This window comes from Aureimonas sp. D3, assembly GCF_001463805.1.
GTDB classification, from domain to species: domain Bacteria; phylum Pseudomonadota; class Alphaproteobacteria; order Rhizobiales; family Rhizobiaceae; genus Aureimonas; species Aureimonas ureilytica_A.
On sequence record NZ_BBWM01000052.1, the window covers coordinates 22,764 to 36,003 of the forward strand.

Here is a 13,240-nt window from a genome sequence, read left to right on the forward strand (position 1 = left end):
AAGTTATGACCTCGGAATGGTTCCAGACTAGAGCTGTCGCCACCCTCTTACGGGGAACCGTCAATGCTCGACCGCACCACCACGCCGCTCCTGTCGCTGATCCGCCGCCGCCGGCCGAACTATTCGCTGGAAGCGCCGTTCTATACCAGCCCCGAGATTTTCGCGGCCGATCTGGAAGCGATTTTCGAGCAGACCTGGATCTTCGTCGGTGTCGAGCCCGATGTGCAGGAGCCGGGCGATGCGATGACGGTGGATATCGGCGCGAACGCGATCCTGATCGTGCGTGACGACGACAATGAAATCCGAGCCTTCCACAATGTCTGCCGCCATCGCGGCGCGCGCCTCGTGCATGACGAGAAGACGACGGTCGGCAATCTCGTCTGCCGCTACCATTCCTGGACCTACGATCTGTCCGGCGCGCTGATCCACGCCGAGCATATGGGCGAGGGTTTCGACCGCAAATGCCACGGGCTGAAGCCGGTTCATGTCCGCTCGCTCGAAGGCCTGATCTTCATCTGCCTCGCGGAGGAGCCGCCGGCCGATTTCGACGAGATGGCGGAGGCGATGGGCCCCTATATCGCGCCGCACAACATCCGCGAGGCCAAGATTGCCTATCAGCACGATCTGATCGAGCCGGGCAATTGGAAGCTGACGATGGAGAACAACCGCGAGTGCTACCATTGCGGGGCCAACCATCCCGAACTGACCGTGCCGCTGTTTGCCTATGGCTTCGGTTTTGCGCCGGAAGAGCTCGATGAAGCCGAACGCGAGCAGGCCGCGCGCTACGGCTGCCTCGTGACTGACAGCCATCGGGAATGGGAAAACGAAGGCATTCCCAGCCGGATGCTGGAGCATCTCGATGACATGGTGACGGGCTATCGCACAGAGCGCCTGCCGCTCGACGGCGACGGCGAGTCCCACACGATGGACACCAAGGCCGCCTGCCGCATTCCGATGGGACGCTTCCCCAGCGCGAAGATGGGCGGACTGCATTTCTGGACGCAGCCCAATTCCTGGCATCACTTCATGGGCGATCATGCCGTCACCTTCTCGGTGATCCCACTGGATGCCGAGCGCTCGCTCCTGCGCACCAAATGGCTGGTCCATAAGGACGCGGTGGAAGGCGTCGATTACGACCTCGAGAATCTCATCAGCGTCTGGATGTCGACCAACGCGCAGGATTCCGAGCTGGTCGGCTTCTGCCAGTCCGGCGCGCGCACCGCGGCCTACGAGCCAGGCCCCTACTCGCCCCACACCGAGATGCTCGTGGAGAAATTCTGCAACTGGTATATCGGCCGAATGCGCGCGCATTTCGACACGACCTCTCCGTCGCTCTGAGAGGCCGCTATGGATCAGGCTTCCGCTTCCGCGCCCACCGGCTTCCATCTCTGGGACCCCGAGGAAGACGACATCCTCGTCTGCCGCGCGGTGCGCGAGGAAACTCACGATGTGAAGACCTTCGTCTTCGCACCGCGCACCCGCCGCCGCTTCGTCTTCGACCCCGGCCAGTTTCTCACCTTCGAGTTCGAGATTTCGGGTGAGACGATCTACCGCTGCTACACGATCTCGGCCTCCCCGACCCGACCCGACACCTGCTCCATCACCGTAAAGCGCGTGCCGAACGGTCCGGTGTCGAACTGGCTGCATGATCATTTCAAGCCCGGCATGACGCTGAAGGCGACCGGGCCGATGGGTGAGTTTTCCTGGGCGCGCCATGTGTCGGCGTCCGGCAAATATTTCCTGATCTCGGGCGGCAGCGGCGTCACGCCGATGATGTCCATGACCCGCGCGGCCTATGATCTGGCCGAAATCCGCGACACGGTCTTTCTCCACGCCGCCCGCACGCCGGCCGACATCGTGTTCGATGACGAGCTGGCCATGATGAGCCGGCGCAATCGCTCGATCCGCGTCGCGCATGTCTGCGAAAGCGACGCGCCGGGACGAAGCTGGCCGGGCCTGCGCGGGCGTCTGTCCGCCGGAGTGCTGGAAGCCGTCGCGCCGGATTTCCGCGAGCGGGAAGTCTTCGTCTGCGGCCCCTCGCCCTTCATGAACGCCGTTCGCACTATGCTGCAAGGCGCGGGCTTCGACATGGCGCGCTATCACGAGGAAAGCTTCAATTTCGAGGAGCTTTCGCCCGGCGAGAAAGCCGAGGTCGAGACGGCCGCCGAGGAGATGGCCCCGGCCGCCCGTACTTTCCGGATCGAATTTGCCAAGACCAAGCGTGTGGTGGAATGTCCGGAGGACATGCCGATCCTTGAAGCCGCCAAGCGCGCGGGCCTGCGCCTTCCCTCGTCCTGCACCAAGGGGCTCTGCGGCACCTGCAAGTCGAAGAAAGTGTCGGGTGAGGTTGAGATGACCCATCAGGGCGGCATTCGCCAGCGCGAGATCGACGCGGGGCAGATTCTCATCTGCTGCGCCAAGCCGCGCTCCGACGTCGTCATCGAGCGGTAGGATCATGAGCGCCGGGGCTCTCCCGCTGGCCGATCTCACGCGGTTCGGCTTTCTGACGCTGCCCAATTATTCGCTGATCGCCGTCTCGGCGGCGATCGAAGCGTGCCGGATGGCCAATTACGTGGCCGGTACGGAAATCTATTCCTGGCAGGTTCTGACGCTCGACGGCGCGCCGGCCAGAGCTTCGGGTGGCCTGACGCTCGCCCCGACCGTGGCGCTCGATAAGGCAGCCGCTCTCGACATTCTGTTCGTGTGCGGGGGCATCGACATCCGGCGCGCGATCGACCGGACGACGCGCGAAGCGCTACGTCGCCTCGCGCGCCGCAAGGTCAGCCTCGGATCGCTCTGCACCGGCAGCTTTGCCTTGGCCGAAGCCGGACTTCTCGATGGCTATCGCTGCGCCATTCACTGGGAAAATCTCGGCGCCATCCGGGAAGAATTCCAGGGCGTGGACTTCGTGGACGATCTCTTCGTCATCGACCGAGACCGCTTCACCTGCACGGGCGGGTCGGCGCCGATCGACATGATGGGCGCGTTCATCGAGGCGCGGCTGGGGCGCAACGTGGCCGAACGCATGTCGGAGCAGTTCGTCATGGATCGCTTGCGCGGCGGGGCCGAGCCACAGCATGCGCCGCTTCGCTCCAAGGGCCTGCGCCATCCCGCGCTGGAACAGGCTGGGGCCTTGATGGCCAAGACGATCGGTGCGCCGCTCACCGTCGCGGCGGTCTCCGCTCGCGTCGGGCTTTCGCCTCGCCAGTTGGAACGGCTGTTTCGCCAGCATACCGGCATGGGTCCGGCCGAATTCTCCATGGCGCTCCGGCTTGACCATGCCCGCGAGCTATTGCGCCAATCCGACCTCGCCGTCACTGCCGTCGGCGTCGCGTCCGGCTTTGTCTCCTCGGCGCATTTCTCGGCCGCCTATCGCCGCCGCTTCGGCCATGCGCCGCGCGCCGAGCGGGTCGCGACCCGCGCTCCTGCCCCGATCCGCCCCGTTCCTTCCGTTCCGCTTGCGGAGAGCCTGTCATGATCGCCCACGCCGAAGCGCTGCTGAAACCCCTCACCATTCGCGGCGTGACCTTTCGCAACCGGGTCATGTCCACCAGTCACGCGCCGGGCTATGGCCAGGACGGGAAGCCGCAGGAGCGCTACCAGCTTTACCACGAGGAAAAGGCCAAGGGGGGCATCGGCCTGACCATGTTCGGCGGCTCATCCTCGGTCGCGATCGACAGCCCGGCGACGCCCTGGGCGCAGATTTCGCTGACCGACGACAGCGTCGTCCCGCATTTCCAGTCCTTCGCCGATCGGGTTCATCGCCACGGCGCCAAGCTGATGATTCAGCTGACCCATATGGGCCGTCGCACCAAGGACAATACCGACAATTGGATGCCGACCATCGCGCCTTCGGTGCGGCGCGAACCGGCCTCGCGCTCGGTCCCGAAGGAGATGGAGAAGGAGGACATCCAGCGCGTTGTGCGGGGCTTTGCCGAGGCCGCGCGCCGCGCGCGAGAAGGCCAGCTCGACGGCTGCGAGATTTCGGCCGCCCATGGCCATCTCGTGGATCAGTTCTGGTCGCCCTCCATCAACCAGCGCACCGATGAATATGGCGGCTCGCTCCAGAACCGGATGCGCTTCGGCATCGAGGTGCTGGAGGCCATGCGCGAGGCGGCGGGCGAGGATTTCCTGATCGGCATCCGCATGTCCGGCGACGAGATGGTTGCGGATGGGCTGACGCACGAAGACCTTCTGGCCATCGCGACGGAATATTCCCGCCGGGGCCTCGTGGACTTTCTCAACATCATCGGCGGTCAAGCGCGCGACCACATCGCCCACGCGATCTCGCTCCCCAACATGAGCTTTCCGGTCGCGCCCTTCCTGTTCCTGCCGAGCGCCATCAAGCGCGAGGTGGACGTGCCCGTCTTCCACGCGCAGCGCGTCACCGATCTGGCGACCGCCGCGCGCGCGGTGCATGAGGGACATGTCGATATGGTCGCCATGACGCGCGCCCATATCGCCGACCCGCATCTCGTCAAAAAGCTTCAGGAGGGGCGCGCGGACGATATTCGCCAATGCGTCGGCGCGGGCTATTGCATCGACCGGATCTATGTCGGCGGGGATGCGCTCTGCATCCAGAACGCGGCGACCGGCCGCGAAGCGAAGATGCCGCATGTCATCGCGAGGACGGACGGCCCGCGCAAGACGATCGTCGTGATCGGCGGCGGCCCGGCGGGGCTGGAGGCGGCGCGCGTCTCGGCCGAGCGCGGACACCGCGTCGTCCTGTTCGAGAAGCAGCCGAGCCTCGGCGGGCAGATCAGTATCGCGTCCAAGGGCACGTGGCGCGAGGCTCTGTCGGGCATTCCGCGCTGGCTGCAAGGCCAAGTCACCAAGCTCGGCGTCGATGTCAGGCTCGGCACGGAAGCGAGCGAGGCCGCCGTTCTGGCCGAAAATCCGGATGTGGTGATCGTCGCCACGGGCGGGCTGCCGAACCTCGGCCATGCCAAGGGCGCGCACGACTTCGCGATCTCGACCTGGGATGTCCTGTCCGGCAAGGTCGAGCCGACCGGCTCGATCCTCCTTTATGACGAGCAGGGTCAGCACAACGCCTCATCCACCGCCGAATTCATGGCCAAGCGCGGCTGCCTCGTCGAGATCGCGACGCATGACCGGATGATCGGCGAGGAAATCGGCACCACCAACCAGCCGATCCATATCCGCGAACTCTACAAGCTCGGCGTGATGATGACGCCCAATGTCGAGCTGATCGAGATCTATCCCGAGGGCAATCGTCTGGTCGCCGCACTGCGCAACACCCATACGGACGCCGAGGAAGAGCGCGTGGTGGACCGCGTCGTCGTGGATTACGGCACGCTCCCGGTGGACGGGCTTTATTTCGACCTCAAGGCCAAGTCGGTGAACCGGGGCCAGATCGACCAGGAAGCCCTGGTGGAGGGTCGTCCGCAGCCGAAGGACGGGGACGGCTTTCAGCTGTTCCGGCTGGGGGACGCGGTGGCGGGCCGCAACATCCACGCCGCCATCTACGACGCGCTGCGTCTCTGCAAGGACCTCTAAGCATGCCCGGGCTCGCACGGGCTTCGAGACAGGGAGCGTAGGATGAACTGGGTTCTGCCGCTTCTGGTTCTCGCGATGATCGCTCTTGCTGCGGTCCGCATGGCCCCGCGCATCGCCATCTGGCGCGCGGGCGCGCCCGCCCCTGTCGATTGGGCCAAAGGGCTCGCCGCCGTGCCCCGGCGCTATCTCGTTGACGTTCATCATGTCGTGGCACGCGACCCCTATGCGGCGAGGATGCACGCGGCGGTGGCCGGCGGCCTGATCGGCGCATCCGGTCTGGCGCTGCTTGGTCTCCTTCCCCCGCTCGGCGCATCCCGCCTCTTCTGGGGCGTCGTGACACTCCTGTTTCTGGCAATGCTCGCGGGCACGCTAGCCGTCGGTGCCCGGCGTTATCCTGTAAAGCCCGAGCGGCTGTCGGGCGGCGCGTTTCAAATCCTACCCTTCCTGCTTCTAGCCTATGCGCTCGGCGGGACGATGCTGTCTCTCAGCCTCGCTTTGAACGGGCCCGCTGCCGTCTCGATTTTGGGTGCGGCACTGGCGCTTGGCGGCGGCTTGGGCCTTGCCTGGCAAACCGGTAAAGGGCCCATGCGCCATGCGCTGACGGGCGCGCTGCATTTGGCAGCACACCCACGGCCGGGTCGCTTCGAAGGCCAACGCGAGACGGCGCTTCGTCCGCTGAACCTGGACGCTTCGAAGCTCGGTACGGAAGAGCCCGCTGATTTCGCCTGGAACCGCCTGCTGGCCTTCGACGCCTGCATCCAATGCGGCCGATGCGAGGCGGCCTGCCCGGCCTTTGCCGCCGGCCAACCGCTGAACCCCAAGCGCCTGATCCAGGATTTGGCCGCTGCCAGCACGCCGGGCGGCAATCCCGCCTATGCCGGCAGCGACTATCCGCAGGCCCGCCCGGTGGCGGGCGTCAGCGGCCTGCATCGATCCATCATCGGCGAAGGCGCGATGATCCATCCCGATACGCTCTGGAGCTGCACGACCTGCCGCGCCTGCGTGGAGGAATGCCCGATGATGATCGAGCACGTGGACGCCATCGTCGATCTGCGCCGCTTCGAGACGCTGGAGCGCGGCGCGGTTCCGGCCAAGGCCGAAGCGGTTTTGACCGAACTGCGCGGCGCGGATGAGCCGGGCGGCGCGCCGCTCAGCGCGCGCGGCGACTTCGCCGCCGGTCTGCCCGTTCCGCTGATGCGGGACAAGGGCGAAGCGGACGTGCTTCTCTGGCTCGGGACCAATGCCTTCGATCTGCGCACGGGCCGCACACTTCGGGCTCTGGTTGAACTTTTGCGCGCGGCCGAGGTCGATTTCGCCATTCTTGGAGCGGAAGAGTGCGACTGCGGCGATCTCGCGCGCCGGTTGGGTGACGAGGCCAGCTTCCAACGTCTGGCCCGGTTGAACGTCCAGACCCTGTCGCAATACCGGTTCGACCGCATCCTGACGGCCGATCCGCATTCGCTGCATGTCCTTCGCAACGAATACCCGGCGTTCGGCGGCCGCTACGACGTGGTGCACCATACGGGTTTTCTGGATGAGCTGGCCGAGACCGGGCGCTTGCCTCTGCGCGCGCTCGGCCCCGAACCCGTCACCTATCACGACCCCTGCTATCTCGGCCGCTACAATGGCGAGGTGGACGCGCCACGTCGGCTTCTCGACAGGCTGGGTCTGGAGCGCCGCGAGATGGCGCGCTCTGGCAAGCGCTCCATGTGCTGTGGCGGCGGTGGCGGCGCGCCGGTGACGGACATTCCCGGCGAGCGCCGCATTCCCGATCTGCGCATCGCGCAGGCGCAGGAAACCGGCGCCGAACTAGTGGCCGTGGCCTGCCCGCAATGCACCGCCATGCTGGAAGGCGTGGTCGGCGCGCGCCCGGATGTCTTCGACATTGCCGAACTCGTTTTGCGGGCGCTCGATACGGACGCGGGGACGCCGAATGCGGCGGCCCGTGCCAAGGAGTTCGCCTGATGCGTCTTCGCCGCGACCCACGCCTTGAGCGCTCCGCTCACCTCCTGCCGTCCTCTGGCGCAAGGCCTCGCTACGATCTCACGCAACGCAGCGGCCGGCCCCGACGCGATCCGAGGCAGGAGGCGGCGTCCCAGACCGTGCGCCTTGCTCCGCGCCTGCGTATCGACCGCACGCAGCATGTCTCCCTCTTGGCGAGCGCTGCTCAAGCCGCGCCCATCCCTGAAAGCAAGCCTGCTGTGGTTCGGGTCGAGGATGCGGCCCTGCGCGTGCTCGTCATCGCCGATCCCGGAAAAGGTCCGCTGACGCCGATGGATCGCCAATTGCTGGCGGCGGCACGCATCGCGGCGGGAGCCGCTGGCGGCGTCGTACTCGCCATAGACCGCGAGGTGGAGGATGGGGGTTCGGCCGGGGCCGACCGCGTTGTCCTCCTCCCGGACTCGGCGCATCCGGCCGATCGTTTCGAGACCGCGCTGGCGCTGCGAACCGCCATCCCGCTGGCCCATATGATGCTGCCAGAAACGCCGGGCGGCGGCGATCTGGCCCGGCGCCTGGCCGCGCGGTTTGGATGGGCGCTGTTCTCCAGCGTGGAGCAGATCGGCGCGCGGGGTCTCGTGCGCGCGGTGCGCGGGCGCAAGGTCGATCAGGAACAGGCGGAATGCCCCGAAATTCTCACGCTCGCGCCCGACATGGTGCCGCTGCGCTCGGACGCGCCGCGCGAGGGGCGCATTGTTTCACTCGATCTTCCTCAAGCGAAGCGCGCCGTCGAACGCGTTCGGCCGGCGCGCGGCTCGCTGCCTCTGGCAGATTCCGATTTCGTGGTTTCCGCCGGCAATGGCATTCGGGACTTCGAACTGTTTCGCGATGTTGCGGCAGCGCTGGGCGGCACGCCGGGCGCTAGCCGCGTCGTTTGCGATAGCGGCGACATGCCCCGCGCGGCGCAGGTCGGCGCTTCGGGAACGGTGCTGGCGGCCGATTGCTACCTCGCGCTGGGGATCGCCGGCGCGCCCCAACACCTTCAAGGCATTGCCGGGTGCCGGCATGTGATCGCGGTCAACACCGACCTTCACGCCGCCATGGTGGAACGGGCGGAGCTTGCCATCGTCGCCGATGCGCAGCCCGTGATGGAGGCGCTGTTGCGCCTGGCTCAGGAGAAGCAGCCTTGAAAATCGCGATCCTCCTTTCGGCCAGCCTCCATCCCGTGTCTCAGCGGCCGGCATTGTCCCGCATCGAGGCTCAGGCCGTGGCCATGGCGCTCGATCTCGGCGGCGATATCGTGGGTTTCCATGCCGGGCCGGATTGCGTCGCGGCGGCGAGCGCCTTGGGGCACGGCTTGCCCCGTCTCATTCACCTGCGAACCCAGCCGACCGCCGACCCCGTACTGCCCCTCGTGGCCGAGCTCCAGCGCTTTCAGCCCGATCTCGTCCTGGCGGGTCCACGATCCGTCGGCGCGGATGAAACAGGTCTCGTGCCCTATCGCTTTGCGGACGCCTTGGGATGGCCGATCCTCGCCGATGCCGTGTCGGTGGAGCGGATGTCGGATGGGTTCAAGGTCGCCTCCGCCCTGCCGAAGGGTGAGCGATTGATCTGTGAGGAAACAGGTCCGCTCATCGTCACGCTTCATCCAGCCGCCCCGCCACCGCGCGCCTACGCCTATGCGCAGGAACGCCGAGGCCTGATCGAAACTCGGAGCATCGAAGCTGAGCTGGATACGTCGCCCGGACCATTGGAACGCCCCATGCGTCAGCGGGCAAAGGTAAAGGCATCGGCCACGGGCGGCAGCGCCGCCGATCGCTTGAAGGCGGCGACCGAAATGGCGGCCAGCACCGGGGGCGAATTGCTGGTCGATCCCGAGCCGGAGATGGCGGCCCGAGCCATTCTCCGGCATTTGCGCGCTATTGGCGCCCTTCCCGCCGTCAAAGACAGCCGCGCTACATGACGCCTTGCGCGGGCGCAGGCAGGAAGGCCACGCGCTCGTAGGGCACATCCGCACGAGGCAAAGGCGCGCGATCGCGGATGATATCGGCCGCCTTCTCTCCGATCATGATGGTCGGCGCATTGAGATTGCCCGTGGTGATCGATGGCATGATCGACGAATCCACCACGCGCAGTCGGTCGACACCGATGACGCGCGTCTGCGGATCGACCACACTCATCGTCGCGCCCGGCGCTCCCATCGCGCAGGTGCAGGAGGGGTGATAGGCGCTTTCAACATGCTGGGTGATGAAGGCGTCGATCTCCGCGTCGCTCTGCACGCTCTCGCCCGGCTGGATCTCGCGACCGCGATAGCGATCGAAGGCTGGCTGCGCGAAAATCTGGCGAGTCAGTCGCACGCAGGCGCGCATCTCCGCCCAGTCGTCGGGATGGCTCATATAGTTGAAGAGGATGCGCGGCGCCTCGGCCGGATCGCGTGAGGCCAGTCGGACATGGCCGCGAGACTTGGAGCGCATCGGCCCGACATGGGCCTGGAAGCCGTGCTCGGATGCCAGCCCCCTCCCATCGTAGGTCACGGCCAGCGGCAGGAAATGATACTGGATATCGGCGTGCTCGACATCGGGCGAGGATCGGATGAAGCCGCAGCTCTCGAAATGATTGGTGGCGCCGAGCCCTTTCTTGGTGAACAGCCAGCGCGCCCCGATCGTCCCCTTGGCGAAGGGCGACATGGCCGAGAACAGGGTGATCGGCTCGCGGCAAGCCACCTGGAAGTAGAATTCCAGATGGTCCTGAAGGTTCTCGCCGACGCCCGGCCGATCGGCCACGACATTGATCCCGAGATCGCGCAGTTCGCCGGCTGGTCCAACGCCGGAGAGTTTCAGAAGCTTGGGCGAATTGATCGATCCAGCTGAGAGAATCACCTCGCGCCGCGCCATCGCACGCCGTTCCGAGGCTCCCACGCGATACGCAACGCCAGAAGCGACGCGCCCGTCGAAAAGCACGCGCTCGACCAGCGCGTGGGTTTCGACCTTCAGGTTCGGCCGGCCCAGCGCGGGCTTCAGATAGGCGTTGGCGGTGGACCAGCGCCGCCCTTCGTGGACGGTCATGTCCATCCGGCCGAAACCTTCTTGGGTCGCGCCGTTGATGTCCTGATTCAGTGCATGGCCGGCCTCTCCGGCAGCTGCGACAAAGGCCTGATAGAGCGGATTTTCCAGCGTGCCATAGGTCGTGTGAAGCGCGCCCTCATCGCCGCGATAGGGATCGCCCCCAGCGCGCCGGTGCTCGGCCTTGCGGAAATAGGGCAGAACGTCGGGATAGCTCCAGCCCGACGCACCTTCGCGTTCCCACCGATCGAAATCGGCCGGCGCACCGCGCACATAGACCATGCCATTGATCGAGGAGGAGCCGCCCAGCACCTTACCACGCGGGCAATTTATACGCCGTCCGCCGAGATAGGGCTCGGGCTCGGACTCGTAGCCCCAATTGTATTTCTTCATGTTCATGGGGATCGACAGCGCGCTCGGCATCTGGATCAGAACCGAGCGATCCGAGCCGCCGAACTCCAGCAGGAGAACGGTGCTCTTCCCGTCCTCGCTCAGCCGGTTGGCCAGAACGCAGCCCGCCGAGCCGGCGCCCACGATCACATAATCGAAGCTTTCGACAGACATGGCTTGTCCTCCGATCAATAGGGTGCGTCGACAGAACCGAGATTGACGTAGACGCTCTTCACTTCCGTATGCGCGAGAAGCGCTGCTCGCCCGTTCTCGCGCCCGAGACCCGACTGCTTGACACCGCCGAAGGGTAGTTCGATCGGCGTGATGTTATAGGTGTTGATCCAGGTCGTGCCGGCTTGAAGCTTCGCCACGACGCGGTGCGCGCGTCCGAGATCGCGCGTGAAGACGCCTGCCGCCAGGCCGAACGGAGTGTCGTTGGCGCGGGAGATGACCTCATCCTCTTCTCGAAAGGACAGGACGGTCATGACCGGACCAAAGATTTCCTCGCGTACGATGCGCATATCGTCGGTGCAGGCGTCGAAAATGGTCGGCTGCACGAAACAGCCCTTGGCCAGCGCCCCCGTCGTCTCTCGGTTACCGCCGACGAGGAGCCGCGCACCCTCGCGCTGCCCCTCCTCGATATAGGACAGCACTTTGCTCATATGTGCTTGCGAGATCAGCGCGCCGACATGGGTCGCGGGGTCGCAGGGATCACCCACCACCATAGCGCGCGTACGTTCGGCGAGCCTCGCGAGGAATGCCTCACGCACGTCCTCGTGCACGAAGACGCGGGTGCCATTGGAACAGACCTCACCGGCGGAATAGAAGTTGGCGAGAAGCGCGCCTCCGACCGCGTCGTCCAAATCGGCGTCGGGGAATACGATCAGCGGCGACTTGCCGCCGAGCTCCAGCGTCACCTGCTTCAGGGTGGAGGAGGCGTCGGCCATCACCTTCTTGCCGGTACCGACTTCACCGGTCAGCGAAATCTTGGCGATGCCGGAATGGCGGGAGAGAAGACGGCCAGTGCGCCCATCCCCCTGCACCACGTTGAACACCCCGGCGGGAACGCCGCACTCGGTCATCACTTCCGCAAGCTTCAGCGCGGTCAGCGGCGTCAGTTCGGCCGGTTTGAAAATGAAGCTGTTTCCGGCCGCGAGCGCGGGGGCAGCTTTCCAGCAAGCGATCTGGATCGGATAATTCCACGCCCCGATCCCGGCCACGACGCCCAGCGGCTCGCGCCTCGTGTAGCCGAACGCCGAGGGGCCGAGATCGACATGCTCGCCCGCCAGACTCGCGGCAAGCCCCGCGAAATATTCGATACAGTCGGCGCCCGAAAGAACATCGACCGCCTGTGTTTCTTGAATCGGCTTGCCGGTGTCGCGCGTCTCCAGCATGGCGAGTTCGCCGTTGCGCTCACGCAGGCGCATCGCCACGCGCTGAAGAATGCGGCCCCGCTCGGCACCCGTCATCGCGCCCCAGGCCCATTGTGCCTCGCGGGCGACGGCCACGGCGTGATCGACCTCGGCTTCACCGGCGATGGCGATTTCCGCCAGAACCTCGCCCGTCGCCGGATTGAGCGTCGGAAAGGTTTCGGCGTCTGACGCTAGCGGCAGATAGTCGCCGCCGACATGGCTCGTCAGAACGCGCACGCCGTCGGCGCGCCGGGGGGTACGCACCATCTCACCCGAATCACGGGGCCGCGCCGCGCCGATCTGCTGATCGGCAAAGCTCGTGGCGATGGCACGGGCTGAGAAACTATCCGTCTCCGCCACGTCCGATAAGGTGGAGCGAAGCCAGAGCCCGTCGATCACGGCCGCTATGGCAATCGAGATCCGGTTGGCGTCGTCCGCGTTGCAGAGAAATTTGAGGTCATGCCGCAGATTGGACAGCATGCGCTTTTGGTAGACACGCTGAACGCGCTTCAGCCGTGCCGAGTGCAGCACCTGCCCCCAGAAAGCGAGCCAGACCGAACATGTGCGCGCGTCGAATTCTTCCGGAGCGAGATTGGCGTCGATAACGGCCTGAATGCGTTCGCGCGGCCCGTCCGCGCGCGCCAGCCGCAGCCGCGCGCTGTTGGAAACACGGTTGGCCAGATGGCGCAGGGTGGATTCCAGCAGCCCTTCCTTGTCACCGAAATAGTGCGACACGAGCGAGGGCGCGACCCCGGCCCGGCCCGCGATTTCCGACAGGCTGGAGGCGGCAAAGCCGACATCGGCGAGCGCGTCGATCGTCGCCTCGATGAGTTGCCGACGCCGCTGATCCTCTGCGCCGAATCGCGAAACACTGTCCATGCGAGCCATCGTTCACCTCCGGGAGTAGAGGGGCGATAGCAG

The 13,240-nt window shown here is 65.9% G+C and carries 9 protein-coding genes; 7 read left to right on the top strand and 2 right to left on the bottom strand.

Annotation, left to right across the window (positions count from 1 at the left end):
• Positions 1 to 63: 63 nt before the first annotated feature.
• From AUL36_RS15150 to AUL36_RS15180, 7 genes are read left to right on the top strand one after another with little or no spacing between them, the layout of a single operon-like run.
• Complete coding sequence (locus AUL36_RS15150; RefSeq protein ID WP_062222088.1) at positions 64 to 1,338, top strand: aromatic ring-hydroxylating oxygenase subunit alpha; 1,275 nt, start codon at positions 64 to 66, stop codon at positions 1,336 to 1,338.
• 9 nt (positions 1,339 to 1,347) lie between these two features.
• Positions 1,348 to 2,451 carry a hybrid-cluster NAD(P)-dependent oxidoreductase gene (locus AUL36_RS15155; protein ID WP_062222090.1) on the top strand — a complete coding sequence of 368 codons (1,104 nt, stop codon included), beginning with the start codon at positions 1,348 to 1,350 and terminating at the stop codon, positions 2,449 to 2,451.
• Positions 2,452 to 2,455: 4 nt separating this feature from the next.
• A complete protein-coding gene (locus AUL36_RS15160; RefSeq protein WP_062222092.1) occupies positions 2,456 to 3,478 on the top strand; it encodes a GlxA family transcriptional regulator in 1,023 nt (340 codons plus the stop codon).
• Positions 3,475 to 5,517 carry an NADH:flavin oxidoreductase gene (locus AUL36_RS15165; RefSeq protein WP_062222094.1) on the top strand — a complete coding sequence of 681 codons (2,043 nt, stop codon included), beginning with the start codon at positions 3,475 to 3,477 and terminating at the stop codon, positions 5,515 to 5,517. The genes AUL36_RS15160 and AUL36_RS15165 overlap by 4 nt, the downstream gene beginning before the upstream one ends.
• Positions 5,518 to 5,559: 42 nt before the next feature.
• On the top strand, positions 5,560 to 7,482 hold the full coding sequence (locus AUL36_RS15170; RefSeq protein WP_062222096.1) for a (Fe-S)-binding protein: 1,923 nt from the start codon (positions 5,560 to 5,562) through the stop codon (positions 7,480 to 7,482).
• On the top strand, positions 7,482 to 8,645 hold the full coding sequence (locus tag AUL36_RS15175; protein WP_306302837.1) for an electron transfer flavoprotein subunit alpha/FixB family protein: 1,164 nt from the start codon (positions 7,482 to 7,484) through the stop codon (positions 8,643 to 8,645). The genes AUL36_RS15170 and AUL36_RS15175 overlap by 1 nt, the downstream gene beginning before the upstream one ends.
• The gene (locus tag AUL36_RS15180) at positions 8,642 to 9,418 is read left to right on the top strand and encodes a hypothetical protein (protein WP_062222099.1); all 777 of its coding nucleotides are present in this window, start codon (positions 8,642 to 8,644) and stop codon (positions 9,416 to 9,418) included. The genes AUL36_RS15175 and AUL36_RS15180 overlap by 4 nt, the downstream gene beginning before the upstream one ends.
• On the opposite strand, the gene betA is transcribed toward AUL36_RS15180, so the two are convergent.
• Both betA and betB read right to left on the bottom strand, forming a co-directional pair.
• Positions 9,411 to 11,081 carry a choline dehydrogenase gene (gene betA / locus AUL36_RS15185; protein ID WP_062222101.1) on the bottom strand — a complete coding sequence of 557 codons (1,671 nt, stop codon included), beginning with the start codon at positions 11,079 to 11,081 and terminating at the stop codon, positions 9,411 to 9,413. The genes AUL36_RS15180 and betA overlap by 8 nt on opposite strands.
• A gap of 14 nt (positions 11,082 to 11,095) precedes the next feature.
• Entirely contained in the window at positions 11,096 to 13,198 is a 2,103-nt protein-coding gene (gene betB / locus AUL36_RS15190; RefSeq protein WP_244497141.1) for a betaine-aldehyde dehydrogenase, read from the bottom strand.
• Positions 13,199 to 13,240 lie beyond the last annotated feature (42 nt).

Coding starts and splice junctions, on each gene's coding strand:
- AUL36_RS15165 (WP_062222094.1), top strand. CDS start 3,475: ATGATCGCCCACGCCGAAGCGCTGCTGAAACCCCTCACCATTCGCGGC.
- AUL36_RS15150 (WP_062222088.1), top strand. CDS start 64: ATGCTCGACCGCACCACCACGCCGCTCCTGTCGCTGATCCGCCGCCGC.
- AUL36_RS15175 (WP_306302837.1), top strand. CDS start 7,482: ATGCGTCTTCGCCGCGACCCACGCCTTGAGCGCTCCGCTCACCTCCTG.
- AUL36_RS15170 (WP_062222096.1), top strand. CDS start 5,560: ATGAACTGGGTTCTGCCGCTTCTGGTTCTCGCGATGATCGCTCTTGCT.
- AUL36_RS15160 (WP_062222092.1), top strand. CDS start 2,456: ATGAGCGCCGGGGCTCTCCCGCTGGCCGATCTCACGCGGTTCGGCTTT.
- betA (WP_062222101.1), bottom strand. CDS start 11,081: ATGTCTGTCGAAAGCTTCGATTATGTGATCGTGGGCGCCGGCTCGGCG.
- betB (WP_244497141.1), bottom strand. CDS start 13,198: ATGGACAGTGTTTCGCGATTCGGCGCAGAGGATCAGCGGCGTCGGCAA.
- AUL36_RS15155 (WP_062222090.1), top strand. CDS start 1,348: ATGGATCAGGCTTCCGCTTCCGCGCCCACCGGCTTCCATCTCTGGGAC.